The organism is Thalassotalea ponticola (assembly GCF_041379045.1).
Taxonomy (GTDB): domain Bacteria; phylum Pseudomonadota; class Gammaproteobacteria; order Enterobacterales; family Alteromonadaceae; genus Thalassotalea_A; species Thalassotalea_A ponticola.
Genome location: NZ_CP166871.1, coordinates 2,726,945 through 2,742,872 on the forward strand (window position 1 = coordinate 2,726,945; position 15,928 = coordinate 2,742,872).

The 15,928-nt window shown below is 45.5% G+C and carries 14 protein-coding genes; 1 reads left to right on the top strand and 13 read right to left on the bottom strand.

Translation table 11 applies throughout. The features are described 5' to 3' along the window. The first annotated feature begins 25 nt into the window (after positions 1–25). Positions 26–1,624: an AbgT family transporter gene (locus tag ACAY30_RS11870; RefSeq protein WP_290251030.1), complete on the top strand. Its 1,599-nt coding sequence runs from the start codon at positions 26–28 to the stop codon at positions 1,622–1,624. Between the two features lie 106 nt (positions 1,625–1,730). Here the strand turns inward: ACAY30_RS11870 and ACAY30_RS11875 are convergent, their stop codons facing one another. From ACAY30_RS11875 to ACAY30_RS11935, 13 genes are all read right to left on the bottom strand, one after another. Beyond that, a complete protein-coding gene (locus ACAY30_RS11875) occupies positions 1,731–3,296 on the bottom strand; it encodes a glutamate synthase-related protein (RefSeq protein WP_290251029.1) in 1,566 nt (521 codons plus the stop codon). 300 nt (positions 3,297–3,596) lie between these two features. Continuing rightward, positions 3,597–3,818 carry a (Na+)-NQR maturation NqrM gene (gene nqrM, locus ACAY30_RS11880; protein ID WP_290251028.1) on the bottom strand — a complete coding sequence of 74 codons (222 nt, stop codon included), beginning with the start codon at positions 3,816–3,818 and terminating at the stop codon, positions 3,597–3,599. Positions 3,819–3,844: 26 nt separating this feature from the next. Then, on the bottom strand, positions 3,845–4,876 hold the full coding sequence (locus ACAY30_RS11885; protein WP_290251027.1) for an FAD:protein FMN transferase: 1,032 nt from the start codon (positions 4,874–4,876) through the stop codon (positions 3,845–3,847). Positions 4,877–5,130: 254 nt separating this feature from the next. Then, positions 5,131–6,357 carry an NADH:ubiquinone reductase (Na(+)-transporting) subunit F gene (nqrF, locus tag ACAY30_RS11890; RefSeq protein ID WP_290251026.1) on the bottom strand — a complete coding sequence of 409 codons (1,227 nt, stop codon included), beginning with the start codon at positions 6,355–6,357 and terminating at the stop codon, positions 5,131–5,133. Between the two features lie 58 nt (positions 6,358–6,415). Next, the gene (gene nqrE / locus ACAY30_RS11895) at positions 6,416–7,039 is read right to left on the bottom strand and encodes an NADH:ubiquinone reductase (Na(+)-transporting) subunit E (RefSeq protein ID WP_290251025.1); all 624 of its coding nucleotides are present in this window, start codon (positions 7,037–7,039) and stop codon (positions 6,416–6,418) included. Between the two features lie 5 nt (positions 7,040–7,044). Then, positions 7,045–7,671: an NADH:ubiquinone reductase (Na(+)-transporting) subunit D gene (locus ACAY30_RS11900; protein ID WP_290251024.1), complete on the bottom strand. Its 627-nt coding sequence runs from the start codon at positions 7,669–7,671 to the stop codon at positions 7,045–7,047. Beyond that, a complete protein-coding gene (locus tag ACAY30_RS11905; RefSeq protein WP_290251023.1) occupies positions 7,671–8,441 on the bottom strand; it encodes a Na(+)-translocating NADH-quinone reductase subunit C in 771 nt (256 codons plus the stop codon). Before ACAY30_RS11905 ends, ACAY30_RS11900 begins: the two co-directional genes overlap by 1 nt. Next, positions 8,434–9,639, bottom strand: a complete 1,206-nt coding sequence (locus tag ACAY30_RS11910) for an NADH:ubiquinone reductase (Na(+)-transporting) subunit B (protein ID WP_290251022.1) — start codon at positions 9,637–9,639, stop codon at positions 8,434–8,436. Before ACAY30_RS11910 ends, ACAY30_RS11905 begins: the two co-directional genes overlap by 8 nt. Positions 9,640–9,641: 2 nt before the next feature. After that, positions 9,642–10,976, bottom strand: a complete 1,335-nt coding sequence (locus tag ACAY30_RS11915) for a Na(+)-translocating NADH-quinone reductase subunit A (protein ID WP_290251021.1) — start codon at positions 10,974–10,976, stop codon at positions 9,642–9,644. 372 nt (positions 10,977–11,348) lie between these two features. Continuing rightward, positions 11,349–12,539: an enoyl-ACP reductase FabV gene (fabV, locus tag ACAY30_RS11920; protein ID WP_290251020.1), complete on the bottom strand. Its 1,191-nt coding sequence runs from the start codon at positions 12,537–12,539 to the stop codon at positions 11,349–11,351. A gap of 121 nt (positions 12,540–12,660) precedes the next feature. Further along, positions 12,661–13,749, bottom strand: a complete 1,089-nt coding sequence (locus ACAY30_RS11925; RefSeq protein WP_290251019.1) for a TRAP transporter substrate-binding protein — start codon at positions 13,747–13,749, stop codon at positions 12,661–12,663. 42 nt (positions 13,750–13,791) lie between these two features. Further along, positions 13,792–15,156, bottom strand: coding sequence for a TRAP transporter large permease subunit (locus tag ACAY30_RS11930; protein ID WP_290251018.1), 1,365 nt, complete (start codon positions 15,154–15,156; stop codon positions 13,792–13,794). Next, positions 15,156–15,695, bottom strand: a complete 540-nt coding sequence (locus tag ACAY30_RS11935) for a TRAP transporter small permease subunit (RefSeq protein WP_290251017.1) — start codon at positions 15,693–15,695, stop codon at positions 15,156–15,158. The genes ACAY30_RS11930 and ACAY30_RS11935 overlap by 1 nt, the downstream gene beginning before the upstream one ends. Positions 15,696–15,928: the final 233 nt, after the last annotated feature.

The window sequence follows — 15,928 nt, forward strand, 5'->3', positions numbered from 1 at the left end:
TCCTCGAAGAAAGTTAGGAAGTAAGATGTCTAATGAATTAATTGAAAATCAGAATGAGTCTGCCAAGCACTCTTCTGCTTTTAATCGTTTTCTTGCCACCGTCGAATGGTTAGGCAATTGCTTGCCACACCCAATCACCTTATTTGCCATGTTTTGCTTATTCATTATTGGTTTAAGTGGTATTGCAAGCTTTTTTGAATTGAGTGTTATCGACCCACGTCCAGAAGGCACTGTTGGTCGTGCTGCCGACGGCGTGATAAGCGTCGTAAACCTACTTAGCGCGGAAGGTTTACGTATGATTGTGGCCAATCTAGTCACTAACTTCACCGGTTTTGCTCCGCTAGGCACTGTTTTAGTTGCGTTGCTTGGTGTGGCTATTGCAGAAAAGTCTGGGTTACTAGAAACCGCGATGCGCAGCTTGGTTATGGGTGCATCGAAGAAGATGGTGACCTTTACCATAGTGTTTGCCGGTATTCTTTCCAACACAGCCTCTGAACTAGGCTACGTGGTACTGATTCCGTTAGCGGCAATGATATTTCACTCTCTTGGACGTCACCCACTGGCCGGCCTTGCTGCCGCTTTTGCAGGCGTTTCGGGTGGCTACAGTGCCAATCTATTACTCGGTACTGTTGACCCATTATTGGCCGGTATCACATCTGCCGCGGCGCAATTGATCGAGCCTGGATATAACGTTGGCCCAGAAGCCAACTATTACTTTATGTTTGTCTCGGTGTTTTTAATCTCAGGGGTCGGTACCTATGTTACCGAAAAGATTGTCGAGCCGCGTTTAGGTACCTATAACGAGAAAGAAGCGTCAATCGATTTACATGCACAAAAGATTAGTCATGTTAGCGCTAACGAGAAGCGCGCTTTAAAAATGGCCGGTTTATCGTTTGCCCTAATGTGTGGGCTTCTAGCGTTAACAATTGTCCCAGAGTGGGGTATTTTGCGCCATCCTGAAACTGGCGAAGTAAAAAATTCACCCTTTTTAAAAGGTATCGTTGCCTTTATCTTTATTACTTTCGCTATCCCTGGTTACGTATACGGTCGGTTCGCCGGAACGATGCGCACTGATCGCGACGTTATTAAAGCAATGAGCGATAACATGGGGACGATGGGGATGTACATTGTACTTGTGTTCTTTGCCGCCCAATTTGTTGCCTTATTTAAATGGTCAAATCTAGGTACTATTATGGCGATCAAAGGCTCACAGCTGATTCAAACCCTAGGCCTAGCTGGACCTGAACTGTTTATTATTTTTATCTTAATGTGTGGCTTTGTTAACCTAATGCTCGGCAGTGCGTCAGCTCAGTGGGCAGTGACAGCGCCCATTTTTGTTCCTATGCTAATGCTTGTTGGTTACTCTCCAGAAGTGATTCAGGCAGCCTACCGCATTGGTGATTCAGTAACCAACCTCATTACCCCGATGATGAGTTATTTTGGCTTGATATTGGCGGTTGCGGTGCGCTACAAAAAAGACTTAGGTATTGGTACGTTGATTGCTACTATGTTGCCATATACCATTTTCTTTATTATTGGCTGGTCGACTCTATTCTACCTTTGGGTATTCTTATTCGGTATGCCGGTTGGCCCAGGTGCGCCAACCCTTTACCCTGCAAGTTAACGCACTACTGACAACATAGTGGTGCTATGACACAGGCTTAACTGACACTTGCTCAGTTAAGCCTTTTTTATAGGTTGTAAAAGGGTACTACGCTTAAAAACTGCGCTTAAGAACTGTGAAAACCGGCATAGCGAATACCACTTAAGCGCGCCATCTCAAAGTTCCACGTAGCCAAATCGCTGTGATTAAATTTTGACAAGCTGTCGTGACCACACGCTCTGGCCATTACCTGCATCAATGCCACGCTTGCATTAAAGAAATTGGCCAACTGCTGTGCAGACTTATCCACATTTAGCCGCTGTCGCAAGTCTTTATTTTGCGTTGCGATACCTGCAGGACAATTATTGGTGTTGCAAATACGAGCCGCTACACAGCCGATTGCTTGCATAGCACTTGTTGATATTGCGACACCATCAGCTCCCAGAGCCATTGCTTTAACAAAGTCGATCGGCAACCTTAAACCGCCGGTAACAATTAAGGTTACCTTGCCACTTGCGCCCTGTTGATCTAAATAACGACGGGCTCTCGCCAGCGCAGGAATGGTTGGCACACTTATGTGGTCTCGAAACATTTGCGGTGCCGCGCCTGTGCCACCGCCACGTCCATCAATAATAAGGTAGTCGGCACTGGCGTCTAAGGCGAACTGAATATCGCGTTCAATGTGATTGGCACTGAGTTTAAAGCCAACCGGGATACCACCTGTTATTTCACGTACTCGGTCGGCAAAGTTTTTAAAGTCAGCTACCGAGGACATATCAGCAAAGGTTGGTGGCGAGATGGCTGGTTTCCCCTCGGCAATACCGCGCACTTGCGATATCTTACCAACGTTTTTATTTCCTGGAAGATGCCCTCCCGTGCCTGTTTTAGCGCCTTGCCCTCCTTTAAAGTGAAAGCTTTGCACCTTTTTTAACAGTTGTTCACTATAACCAAATTTAGCACTGGCAAGTTCATAAAAGTAACGACTGTTCTCGGCTTGCTCTTCGGGTAACATTCCGCCTTCGCCTGAGCAGATGCCGGTGCCAACAAGCTGTGCGCCTCGTGCCAAAGCAATTTTTGCTTCTTCTGATAACGCACCAAAACTCATATCCGAAACAAACAGCGGTATCTTTAACCGCAATGGTTTCTTCGCCTCGGGACCTATCACCAACTCGGTGTTAACTTCGTCGTCTTCCATCAGTGGCTTGCGCGCTAGTTGTGCAACCATGAGTTGAATATCATCCCATTTGGGTAAACTATCTCTTGGCACGCCCATAGCCACCATTGGCCCGTGACTACCAAGCGATGACAGCCCCTCTCGAGCGAGTTGATGAATAAGCGTTACCGTCGGCTCTTCTGGCGTCGCACTGACGGTAGGCGGTTTATCTTTTGCCTGTTCAGTTGACTTGTCTGCAATTTGAGGCCCCTGTTGGCCAACCATTTGATCGCTAAATTGCTTGTGCGAACCATCACAAAATGGCGTGTTATTACTGTACTTACATTGGCATAAGTACTGCTCTTCATCAGCGTTGGCAGTGAACGCTTGAGGTGTAAAAGGCGAGCCCGCATGAGAACCATCACAAAATGGTTGATTACTTGAGCGACCACACGTGCAAAAGTAGTATTGCTTGTCTTTTTCCAATTGAACCTTAATCGGCTTATTGTCGGCAATTATCGCGGGCTGTTTATTATTCATAAGCGGTTCCAATAACAAAACGTAAGTTAACTATAGAAGTAAAAGATGACTTTGCTTAATGGCTAAGCTAAACCATTGTCATTGATATGCTTGACAAACGACCATAAAAAAACCCGAGTGGTTACTCGGGTTTTTCGATAGCTGTTTACGCTAGGGACTGTTGAGGATTACTGCATTTCTGGCAACGATTTTTTAGCATGTTCTCTTTGTTGCTAAGTGTTGGTATGGCCTAACCACACTGCTCTCAAAGCACCTCGATTAAATCCGTTTTAATTCGAACAAAGCCTATATCAAAACGTTCTAGATGTTTTTCACGTCAATCGCGTTTTCTTTTAACGCGGCTTTACGCTCACGCTCTTGGCGTTTTTCACAGGGATTGTCACAGTTACACGCCTTATCAATACCGATAGAGCCTAAACCACCACAGCTACCCGCTAATGTTTTCTTTTGCAAAATATAACCGATGGCCATCGCCACGACGATGATCATGAAAAAACCAAATGTTAATAAAAATAAGGTCATAATATATCTCGTTCAGCTGGCTAATATTATTCAGCCAGATACTGCTTAAACTGTTCCGTCATGGTTTCGCTAAACGCGTCACCATCTTTACTAATAAGGTACACCGCAAATTGCTGCTGCTGGGCAAAAGCTAAGCCTTTTTCCGGGCCCATGACTTCAATAGCTGTCGCTAAACCATCCGCGGTCATCGCCGATGGATGCACCACCGTCACCGATACCAATTTGTGGCTTATCGGCCAGCCGGTTGTTGGATCGATGGTGTGAGAATAGCGCACGCCACCCTCTTCAAAATAGTTGCGATAATCGCCTGAGGTGGCCACCGCGTTATCGCCCGGCATTATAACCTTTTGTACCGCTCTTGTCCCAGAAATTGGCTTCTCTACCGCAATACGCCACGCTTGACCATTGAGCTTTTTACCTTTTAAGCGCATTTCACCACCAATATCGACTAAGTAATTGTGATGTCCTTGTTGCTCTAAAAGGTCAGCAACCATGTCTACCGCAAAACCTTTAGCGATAGCTGACAGATCGACATAAACCTCGGCGTCTGTTTTCGCGAGCAAATTTTGGTTTAGCGTAACTTTATCAATACCAATGCGCTGCTTGGTTTGCAGGATTAACTCGTCGCTTGGCACACGTTCAGGGCGCTTCTCAGGCCCAAAACTCCATAGATTAACCAATGGACCAACGGTAACGTCTAACGCACCGTGAGTAATCTCGGCCAGCCTAATTGACTCTGCTAAGACCTGATTAAGTTCAGGTGACACTGAACGCGCTTCAAAACCGCGATATTGATTAAATGCCGATAACTCCGAATTAGGATCATAAGTCGACATTTGACCGTTAATTTTCTTTAATAACTGATCAACTTGCTCGGCAAGCAGTGTGTCTTCAATGTGTTGCTTATTGGCAATGAGCTTAACCGTATAAACAATCGGCCCCATAGTTCGGCCCGATAGTTGCAGCTCCTGCAACTGTGGCTGCTCTGGCGCTTCAGTGCAAGCAAGAAGCATCAGTAACGTTGTCGCTAAGATAATTTTTTGAATCAAGGCGCGCATGCAAAATTCCAATGACTAAAAACCGAGCGGATTATAAGGGAAAATAGTCAATAACGCTAATAAGCCAAGTACGAGTTCGTAACTAATCGTCACCCACTTGTATCTAATTAGAAAACAGTGAATTCTGTGCTCGCTGTGTGCCTTGGTCTGCCATAACCGCACGGCCATAGCGCTAACCATCACCGGTATCAATAAACTCGTTAACTAGAGACAAAAAGAGCGCCCTAAGGCGCTCATTTTAGTGATTCTTTCGATTAACCACCGAAGTCATCTAATAGGATGTTTTCATCTTCAACACCCAAGTCTTTCAACATGCCGATAACAGCCGCGTTCATCATTGGCGGCCCACACATGTAGAATTCACAATCTTCTGGTGCTTCGTGGTCTTTCAGGTAGTTTTCATACAAAACGTTGTGGATGAAACCTGTGTAACCTTCCCAGTTGTCCTCTGGCTGAGGATCTGAAAGTGCTACATGCCACTGGAAGTTGTCGTTTTCAGCCGCTAAGCCATCGAAATCTTCAACGTAGAACATTTCACGCTTAGAACGCGCACCGTACCAGAAAGAGATCTTACGCTTAGATTGAAGACGCTTAAGCTGGTCGAAGATGTGCGAACGCATTGGTGCCATACCTGCACCACCACCAACGAATACCATTTCTGCATCAGTATCTTTGGCAAAGAACTCACCAAACGGACCAGAAATCGTTACTTTATCGCCAGCCTTAAGGCTCCAGATGTAAGACGACATTTTACCCGCAGGCAAATGTAAACGTCCTGGAGGCGGAGTCGCGATACGAACGTTTAGCATGATGATGCCTTCTTCTTCTGGGTAGTTAGCCATTGAGTAAGCACGCAATGTATCGGTGTCTACTTTTGACTCTACATCGAAGAAACCAAAGTGTTCCCAGTCTGGGCGGTATTCTTCTGGAATATCGAAATCAGAGTACTTAACATGATGCGCAGGTGCTTCGATTTGGATATAACCACCAGCGCGGAATGGAACCACTTCACCATCAGGGATCTTAAGCTTAAGTTCTTTGATGAAGGTCGCTTTGTTATCGTTAGAGATAACTTCACATTCCCATTGCTGTACACCGAAGATTTCATCTTCGATTTCAATGTCCATGTTTTGCTTTACGGCTACCTGACACGATAAACGACAGCCTTCTTTGGCTTCGCGCTTAGTGATGTGACCTAGCTCAGTCGGCAGAATGTCACCACCACCTGAGTGAACGTGTACACGACACTGGCCACAAGTACCACCACCACCACAGGCTGATGGAATAAAAATACCTTGATCAGCTAAGGCGCCAAGTAATTTACCACCCGCTGCTGTTGTTACAGCTTTGTCTGGGTCGCCATTAATTGAGATTGTTACATCGCCTTCAGCTACCAACTTCGACTTGGCAAATAAGATAACCAATACCAAAGCGACAACGATAGCGGTGAACATACCTACGCCTAGAATAATTTCTTGCATAGTTGTTTTCCTTTAAAACATCTTGCTAGGGAGCCGTAACTCCCTAGACGCAATAACTTTATAACGAAATACCACCGAATGATAAGAAGCCAAAAGCCATCAAACCAGTCGTGATAAACGTAATCCCCAAACCTTTCAAGCCATCTGGTACATCAGAGTACTTCATCTTCTCACGGATACCCGCAAGAAGGACAATAGCTAATGCCCAACCAATGCCCGAGCCGATACCGTATACTACTGATTCACCTAAGGTTAGGTTTTTAGCAACCATGAACGATACCGAACCAAAGATCGCACAGTTTACGGTGATCAGTGGTAAGAAGATACCTAACGCGTTGTATAACGGCGGGAAGAACTTGTCTAGTACCATCTCAAGGATTTGTACTAATGCCGCGATAACACCGATAAAGGTGATGAACGACAAGAATGATAAGTCAACCGACTCAGCAGGATCTGTGATACCTAATACGCCATCAAGTGCACCTGGTGCCAAAATCGCTTGGTAGATGATTTGGTTGGCAGGTACCGCGATACCTAAAACCACAACTACCGCAACACCAAGTCCCATGGCAGTGCTAACTTTCTTTGATACCGCCAGGAAAGTACACATACCTAAGAAGAAGCTTAGGGCGATGTTTTCGATAAAAATCGTTTTAATAAATAAGCTAATGTAATGTTCCATGTCGCTTAGTCCTTCTCAACTTGCTCTGGTTTCCACTGGCGAATTGCCCAGATGATTAAACCAATGATGAAGAATGAGCTAAATGGTAGTACAAGAAGACCATTAGCTTGATACCAGCCATCGTTTTGAATCAATGGAAGAATTTCAATACCAAATACGGTACCAAAACCCAATAACTCACGGAAGAAAGCAACTAGCATTAGGATCAAACCGTAACCTAAACCGTTACCGATACCGTCCATGAACGATACCACTGGCTTTTCTTTCATCGCAAACGCTTCTGCACGACCCATTACGATACAGTTGGTGATGATCAAACCAACGAATACCGATAGTTCTTTAGAAAGCTGATACGAGAACGCTTTAAGAACTTGGTCAACCACGATTACCAATGACGCGATAATCGCCATTTGCACGATAATACGCACGCTTGATGGTATATGGTTACGGATAATCGAGATAAACAGGTTTGAAAATGCTGTTACCAAAACCACCGCAATGGTCATAACCAAAGCGTTAGCCATTGAGCTGGTTACCGCTAGGGCAGAACAAATACCCAGTACTTGTAAAGCAATTGGGTTATTGTCAACGATAGGTTTCGTTAACACTTGTTTGGTTGATACATCACTCATTAGTTAAGCCCCTTTTCACGAATTTTAGCGATGTATGGACCGTAGCCTTCATCGCCTAACCAGAAGTGGATTGTGTTCTCTACGCCAACACTGGTCAACGTAGCACCAGATAAGCCGTCAACACCGTGAATATCGCCAGGTTTAGCACCGCCTTTAACTAGACGGATCGCAACGTCGCCGTTTTCATCAAACAGCTTTTTGCCTGGCCATAACGCTTTCCACTTAGGGTTCATAACTTCCGCACCTAAGCCCGGAGTTTCTTTGTGGTCAGAGTATACAACCGACTTAACTGTGTTCAGGTCAGATTCTAAACCGATGAAACCGTACATAAGATCCCAAAGGCCTGAGCCTACGATTGGTAAAATTACCGTATCGATTTCACCTGCACCGTTTTTCACTAAGTAAACAACTTGTTGATCAGCGCGGCGGTTAATACCTGCAATGTCGTTTTCTGGTTTTGATGATAGTGCCGGGTCACGTGCGTCGCGACGCTCGTCAAACATGTTCGGGTTACCGTCAACATATTCACCGGTGGCAACGTCAATCATTTTTGCTTCGACAAATTGGTTGTAGGTAGCAACAACATCATCGCCCGCCTTCTCCAATAAGCCCGCTGCTTCTAAGATTTTCGTTTGCTTATCAAGTAGCTTGTTGGCTGTTTGCAGTGGTTTTAGCTGTACCGCTGAAATCGATACTAACGCAGCACAAACCAAACATACTGCTACAACAAAGCCAACGGTTTTGCCAAAAGTTTCTTTTTTATTAGACACGTGCAAGTCTCCGTTTGATGTTTGACTGAACCACGAAGTAGTCAAATAGCGGTGCGAATAAGTTAGCGAATAAGATTGCTAACATCATACCTTCAGGGAATGCTGGGTTAACTACACGAATTAGTACCACCATGACACCAACAAGGGCACCGAAGAAGTACTTACCAGTGTTGGTAAATGACATAGTTACCGGATCGGTTGCCATGAACATCATACCAAAAGCAAAGCCACCCAATACTAAGTGCCAGTACCAAGGCATCGCGAACATTGCGTTAGTATCTGAGCCAATTGCGTTAAATAGGAACGCAGTTGCTACCATACCGGCAAACACTGACAACACGATACGCCATGAAGCAATACCTTTGTACAAGATGTATGCACCACCAATAAAAATAGCTAAGGTAGACACTTCACCAACTGAACCAGGAATAAAACCGTAGAATGCATTCAACCAATCTTGTGAGAAGATTGGTGCGTATTCAAAGGTACCAGCTGCCGCTGCGGCTAATGCCGTTGCGCCAGAGAAACCGTCAACAGCAACCCACACTTGGTCACCTGAGATTTCTGCAGGGTATGCAAAGAATAAGAACGCACGACCAGCAAGCGCTGGGTTCAAGAAGTTTTTACCTGTACCACCAAAGATTTCCTTAGCAATAACAACACCGAAGGTAATACCTAAGGCTGCTTGCCATAAAGGAATCGTTGCCGGCAAAATTAGCGCGAATAAGATTGAGGTTACGAAGAAACCTTCGTTAACTTCGTGCTTGCGCACTGCAGCAAACATGACTTCCCAGAAACCACCTACAATGAACACCGTCATATAGATAGGTAGGAAGAAACACGCACCGTAAAGCATCTTAACGAACCAGCCAGACTGGGCTGTTAGCTCAGCACCAAACATGCTAAATAAGCTTACTTGCCATGTATCAGCTAGTGCGTAACCAGCAGCTAACGCTTCAGCTGCTTGATGACCGATGTTAAACATACCAAAGAACATGGCAGGGAAAACCGCTAGCCATACAGTGATCATGATACGTTTTAAGTCAATACTGTCACGAATGTGGGTTTTACCTTTGGTTACGTACCCTGGGGTAAACAAACCGGTAGCAACCGCTTCGTATAACGCAAACCATTTTTCGTGCTTACCGCCTTTTTCAAAATGCGGCTCGATGTCTTCAATAAACTTTTTCAAGCCCATGACTAACCTTCCTTCTCAATCGTGGTTAGGACGTCACGCAACAATACGCCGTAGTCAGTTTTACCAGGACATACGAATGTACATAATGCTAAATCTTCTTCGTCAAGCTCTAGGGCACCTAGCAGCTGGGCGCTGTCAGTGTCTTTAGCAGCTAAATCACGCAACAACATAGTTGGTAAAATATCTAGCGGCATAACGCGCTCGTAGTTGCCAATTGGCACCATGGCACGGCTTGAACCATTCGTGGTGGTTGTCATATTAAACAACTTGCCTTTGAAAAAGTGTGACATATACGCACGAGTAACCGAGAACTTGTTCGGACCTGGGTACATGTAACCAATAAACTCTTTTTCACGACCTTCTAACAACGCAGCCACTTGCACGTGAAAGCGACCAAGGTAGGCATGTGCGCCAACCGCTTTAACGCCTTGTAGTGGAGAACCAGAGATGATACGTACTTCGCCGTCAATTAGTTCGCCTGCAGTTAATTCGTCTGTGCTCGCACCAACAATTGTACGCACTAAACGCGGGTTCTTGGCGGCCGGACCGGCTAGCGCAACAACGCGGCTTGAGTCTAACTTGCCCGTTGTGAATAGCGTACCAATAGCAATAACGTCTTGGTAACCAAGGTGCCAAGCCATTTTATCAGCAGAAACTGGCGCTAAGAAATGAATGTGGGTGCCAACGAGACCGGCCGGATGAGGACCAGCAAATTCGTTAACAGTCGCGTTACCGGCTGGAATATCAGCACCAGGCGCTTTAGAAACAAACACCTTACCTTCGGTTAAACGCGACAACACAGTCAAACCGTCTACAAACGCTTGTTTTTGCTCAGCGATAATGACTTGCGGATCCGCAGCAAGCGGATTAGTGTCCATGGCGCTAACAAAAATGTTGGCAGCTACACTGCCCAGCGCTGGCGTTTTGCTGTACGGACGAGTGCGCAAAGCAGTCCACAAACCTGAGTTCACTAGGTTTGCTTCAACGTCTTGGCGAGATAAAGACGCCAATTGCTTTGTTCCGTAGGCGTTGAACGTTTCTTCATCGTCGCCATTGATTTCAATCACAACAGATTGTAAAACGCGCTTTTCGCCACGATTAATTTCTTTAACAACACCAGCAACAGGAGATGTGAATTTCACGCCAGGGTTCTTCTTGTCTTCAAAAAGAACTTGGCCTTTTTTAACGCTGTCACCTGCTCTTACGAACATGGTTGGGCGCATACCCACAAACTCTTCACCTAGTGCCGCCACGGTTTTGATGGCCGAACCATCATGGATTACTTGCTGGGGCGCCCCTTTTACAGGGATATCCAGACCTTTTTTTATTGTAATCATAAACACATGCACTTGTTGAAAGGAGTTACAGCCATCGAAATAACGCCGATGACCCAGTTTCTTGTCACAAGTATTGACGATATTCGGGTTGAAATTACCCGCGCAATAGCTTGTTTAGACAAGGCTTTAGTTCAAAAATTTTTCCGGCGCGAATTTTAGCACATATGACGGGGTAATATCTATTGATTTGACAACAATAACCGAGATTTTCCTAGCGGACGCAGGTGGTTGTTTTTAAGTTGTCAAAAAAAACAATGAAAACAGAAGCTAATGAAAAAGTAAGCAAAAGGCGAGTTTCGGTGTAGAGCATTTGAGCAACGGCCATATCGCGGTGATTTCGATGATGGCCGTGTTCTTATTTAACTTGTTAAATTACAGCAAGTTATTGATTGGCGCGAGCGGACTTACATCAGCGTCATAGTCAACGCCATCCACTTCAAAGCCAAACAGTTTCATAAACTCGTGATTGTAACCAACGTAATCAGTTAACGCGTCGATACTATCGGTATCAACTTGATCCCAAATTTGTTGAACGCGTTGTTGGACGCTATCATCGAGTTCTTTTAGGTTTTGCATGATCCGATTTTTTTCGTCTAAATCGCGAGTAGTCGAGTACAAGTTATCGCGGAATAAACCTTGAATCTGTTGGATCGGATTCTCATGAGTACCGTCTTGTTTCATCACCTTGAACAACCCCGAAATATACAACGGCATAATCGGAATCGCAGAGCTGGCTTGTGTTACTACTGCGTTTAACGAGGTGACGAATGCTTCGCCGTCAATATCGGCGGTGACTTTGCGGATTTCCGTCGCCGCGCGATCTAAGTCTTCTTTCGCTCGGCCAATCGTCGCCTTGCCATACAATGGCCAGGTAAGTTGTTTACCAATGTAGGTGTAAGCAACCGTTTTACATCCAGTTGCCAATACACCGGCGTCTTTTAGCGCATTCATCCAAAGTTCCCAGTCTTCGCCACCCATTACTTTGATGGTGCCGGCAATTTCTTCTTCCGTCGCAGGTTCAACCGCCACTTCTTCAATTACCCGCTTACTGGTGTTTAACGATTTGGTCGTAAAGCCATTGCCGATTGGCTTAAGTGCAGACGCGTATACTTCACCTGTTACCGGATCGGTGCGACGAGGTGCAGCCAACGAATACACGACTAAATCAACTTGCCCCAAATCTTGTTTAATGGTTTCAATGGTTTGCTCTTTAAGCTCAGTAGAGAAAGCGTCGCCATTGATATTTTTAGAGTACAAGCCGGCGTCTTCTGCGGCGTGTTGGAAAGCGGCGGTGTTATACCAACCTGCTGAGCCAGTGCGCTTTTCAGTCGGTTCTTTTTCAAAAAAGATCCCTAATGTTGATGCGCCACCACCAAAGGCCGCGGTAATGCGCGATGCCAAACCGTAACCTGTTGACGCACCGATAACCAACACTTTCTTTGGCATATTGTCGGCTTGTGGTTGTGATTTTACGTAATCAATTTGTTCCTGAACGTGCTGAGCACAGCCCACTGGATGAGCATTAGTACAGATAAAGCCACGTACTTTTGGTTGAATAACCATAGTTAAAACCTTTTCGTTATTATGTTAGTCGCAGCGTATCGCCGCTGATAAATTGCTGCTATTGTACCTAAAATTTATCGGTATGAGGTCTGAGCAGCACATCTTGCTGTATTTTGTGCCGCTACTGGCGATTTTCAAGATACGCTTGCTCACTTAGCTGATGATAGCGTTTGATCTCATCGTAAAATGCCTTGTAAGAGGTCCACACCTCCTTTACCGACGCATCTTGCTCAGCCATCTCATTAATAACCTCTTTTGTTGTACTTTTTAGTACATCGATCACATCATCGGGAAAGGTTCTAACTTGCACATTGTGCTGGGTAATTAAGGTCTGCAACGCACGCGCATTACGGGCGGTATATTCGTTGAGCATATCATCGTGAACCGCTCGAGCCGCGACTAATACCATTTCTTGTAAATCGCTCGGCAGTTGATTAAACGCCTGTTCGTTGATCAAAAACTCCAACGTTGCGGTCGGCTCCTGCCAAGCGGTTGAATAATAATACTTGGCCGCCTTGTGAAAACCAAACGCCAAGTCATTGTATGGACCTACCCACTCGCTGGCATCTAACGCACCACTTTGCAACGATGAAAAAATCTCACCGCCAGGCATATTCACCGGCAAGGCTCCGGCACGGCTCATCACTTCACCACCAATGCCGCCAATGCGCATTTTCAAACCTTGTAAATCAGCAATCGAGTTAATTTCTTTGTTAAACCAACCGGCAAATTGAGCACCAGAGTTACCGCCAGCAACGGGAATGATGCCAAACGGCTTGTATAACTTTTGCCATAACTCTAAGCCGCCACCATAGTGCAACCAAGCGTTGGTTTCTGACGCCGTCATACCAAATGGTACGGCGGCAAAAAACGACGCTGCCGGAATTTTTCCTTTCCAGTAGTACGCCCCAGAATGGCCCATTTCGGCGGTACCTTCGGCAACCGAGTCGAATACCTCAAATCCTGGAACCAATTGACCTGCGCCAAATACTTCTACCGTTAAACGACCATTACTCATTTTATTAACGTGTTGAGCAAACTTTTCCGGTGCGCTACCCAGTCCAGGAAAGTTTTTTGGCCACGATGTGACCAATTTCCACTTAAAGCGTTGCTGGTCTTGCGCAACCTGAGTGCTTTCCCCTCGCTCACCACATGCGGTGAGCGCAACGCAGGTGGTTGCGATAACTAGAGCGGTTATTAATTGTTTCATACGATTCCTTGACGCTGTTAATCAGCCATTAATTATTATTGTTTAAGAATAAATTTTGGTTGGTAACCAAGTAACCAATTCGGGCCATATCGCCATGCCTACGAGTAATAGTAACTGCATGATAATAAAAGGTATCACGCCGCGATAAATTGCTTTTGTTGGGATCGACTTATCGGCAACACCACGCAAATAAAACAGAGCAAAGCCAAATGGCGGGGTTAAAAATGACGTTTGCAGATTTACGGCAATCATAATCCCAAGCCACAACGGGTTGATATCCATCATCAACAAAATCGGCGCAACGATGGGGATGACGACAAAAGTAATTTCGATAAAGTCTAAAATAAATCCCAGTAAAAAGATCACCACCATAACAATCAACATAGCGCTCACCGCCCCACCGGGCAAGCCATTAAAAAAATGCTCGATCAGTTGCTCGCCACCTAGACCTCTAAATACCAGCGAAAACACGCTCGCACCAAGTAAGATTAAAAACACCATAGAGGTGATTTTTAACGTGGCAAGCATCACCGCTTTAAGGTTGGTCAAGGTCAATGAACCGTTAATTGCAGCCAGAACTAGTGAACCGAACGCGCCAACACCTGCCGCTTCGGTTGGGGTTGCTAGCCCAGCTAAAATAGAACCAAGCACTAAGGTTATTAGTACTAATGGTGGCAACAACGCCTGAAAAAGCTGGCGATAATTAACCGTGTCTTGCTCTTGTTGTATGCTATCGCCAGTTGAATGGCGAAAACTGTGATAGACACAGTAGATGATATACATAGCAACCAAAATCAAACTGGGTATCACTGCGCCAGCAAATAAATCGCCGACACTAATTGCATCTGGGTTAAAGTTGCCCTGCTTTAGTTGCGCCAACTGATATGAGTTAGATAACACATCGCCCAGTAATACTAGGGCAATAGACGGTGGGATAATTTGCCCTAAGGTTCCCGTCGCACAAATGACTCCGGTTGCGTAGGACTGCTGATAACCTCTGTTTAGCATGGTCGGTAGACTAAGTAAGCCCATAGTAACCACCGTTGCTCCAACAATGCCCGTACTCGCCGCCAATAACATCCCCACTAGCACAACCGAGATTGCTAAGCCGCCGCGAAACTGGCCGAACAACGACGCCATTGAGGTTAATAATTGTTCGGCGATTTTGGCTCGCTCCAGTACTACGCCCATAAACACAAACAGAGGAACAGCCAACAGGGTTTGATTCGTTAGAATACCGTAGTAGCGAGAGGGTAAGGCAGTTAAAAAGGCGTAATCGAAAGCGCCAAATAGAGTCGCGACAGCGGCAAATAACAATGCCGTACCGGCCAGTGAAAAGGCCACTGGATAGCCAAGTAACAACACTAAGCAAACGCAGACAAACATTAATAAAGCAAGGTATTCCATTAGCTTGCCTCCCCTTGCTGATGTTGTTTTGACTGGGCTAAAACGATAATGTTGCGCCCTATTTCAGCTAACCCTTGAACAAACAGGGTGATCACTAATAACCAAATCAGGGTTTTATTTAAGTAAACAGCGGCGAGCCCACCTGGCTCTTTTGAACTTTCTAACAATTGCCAAGAAAGCAAGACGTAATCGAGGCTGACATAAAAAATAAACAGGCAAACCGGCATCAGTAAAAACACGGTCCCAAGAAGGTTTACCCAGGCTTTACCGCGCACACTAAAGCGCTGGTAGAAGATATCAACACGCACGTGTTCATTGTGCTTTAAGGTGAATGCCGCCCCCAACATAAACACACAACCGTGGGCGTATAAGACGAGTTCTTGCAGGGCTATAGAGCCTATACTAAAACCGTAGCGCAGCATTACGATGGCAAAGCTGACTAGCACCACAAACAAGGTTAACCACGCAACACCGCGACCCGTGATTTCACTGCAACGGTCGGCAATAGCCACAGCGCGCGCCAGTACATCTAACTTCATTATCTATTTCATTTATTATCGTTATTATTGATGACCCTTATAGATAACAAATTTTTTACAGTTAGACCATATTTAATGTACCAAACGCGACAGTAACCGCACCTGCTGCATTGCACGAGAGCGGCGTGGCTCAATCTGAGTTGGTTGCTCTGTGTGAGGGACGTTTGCTATTAACAAAGAAAAACGGCGCGTTTTTAACCTTGCGTATTGCCGTTGATAAAAGGCTTTTGCCA

Excerpts from the sequence above, each read along its gene's own strand:
- ACAY30_RS11870 (WP_290251030.1), top strand. The coding sequence starts at position 26 with ATGTCTAATGAATTAATTGAAAATCAGAATGAGTCTGCCAAGCACTCT.
- ACAY30_RS11875 (WP_290251029.1), bottom strand. The coding sequence starts at position 3,296 with ATGAATAATAAACAGCCCGCGATAATTGCCGACAATAAGCCGATTAAG.
- nqrM (WP_290251028.1), bottom strand. The coding sequence starts at position 3,818 with ATGACCTTATTTTTATTAACATTTGGTTTTTTCATGATCATCGTCGTG.
- ACAY30_RS11885 (WP_290251027.1), bottom strand. The coding sequence starts at position 4,876 with ATGCGCGCCTTGATTCAAAAAATTATCTTAGCGACAACGTTACTGATG.
- nqrF (WP_290251026.1), bottom strand. The coding sequence starts at position 6,357 with ATGCAAGAAATTATTCTAGGCGTAGGTATGTTCACCGCTATCGTTGTC.
- nqrE (WP_290251025.1), bottom strand. The coding sequence starts at position 7,039 with ATGGAACATTACATTAGCTTATTTATTAAAACGATTTTTATCGAAAAC.
- ACAY30_RS11900 (WP_290251024.1), bottom strand. The coding sequence starts at position 7,671 with ATGAGTGATGTATCAACCAAACAAGTGTTAACGAAACCTATCGTTGAC.
- ACAY30_RS11910 (WP_290251022.1), bottom strand. The coding sequence starts at position 9,639 with ATGGGCTTGAAAAAGTTTATTGAAGACATCGAGCCGCATTTTGAAAAA.
- ACAY30_RS11915 (WP_290251021.1), bottom strand. The coding sequence starts at position 10,976 with ATGATTACAATAAAAAAAGGTCTGGATATCCCTGTAAAAGGGGCGCCC.
- fabV (WP_290251020.1), bottom strand. The coding sequence starts at position 12,539 with ATGGTTATTCAACCAAAAGTACGTGGCTTTATCTGTACTAATGCTCAT.
- ACAY30_RS11925 (WP_290251019.1), bottom strand. The coding sequence starts at position 13,749 with ATGAAACAATTAATAACCGCTCTAGTTATCGCAACCACCTGCGTTGCG.
- ACAY30_RS11930 (WP_290251018.1), bottom strand. The coding sequence starts at position 15,156 with ATGGAATACCTTGCTTTATTAATGTTTGTCTGCGTTTGCTTAGTGTTG.
- ACAY30_RS11935 (WP_290251017.1), bottom strand. The coding sequence starts at position 15,695 with ATGAAGTTAGATGTACTGGCGCGCGCTGTGGCTATTGCCGACCGTTGC.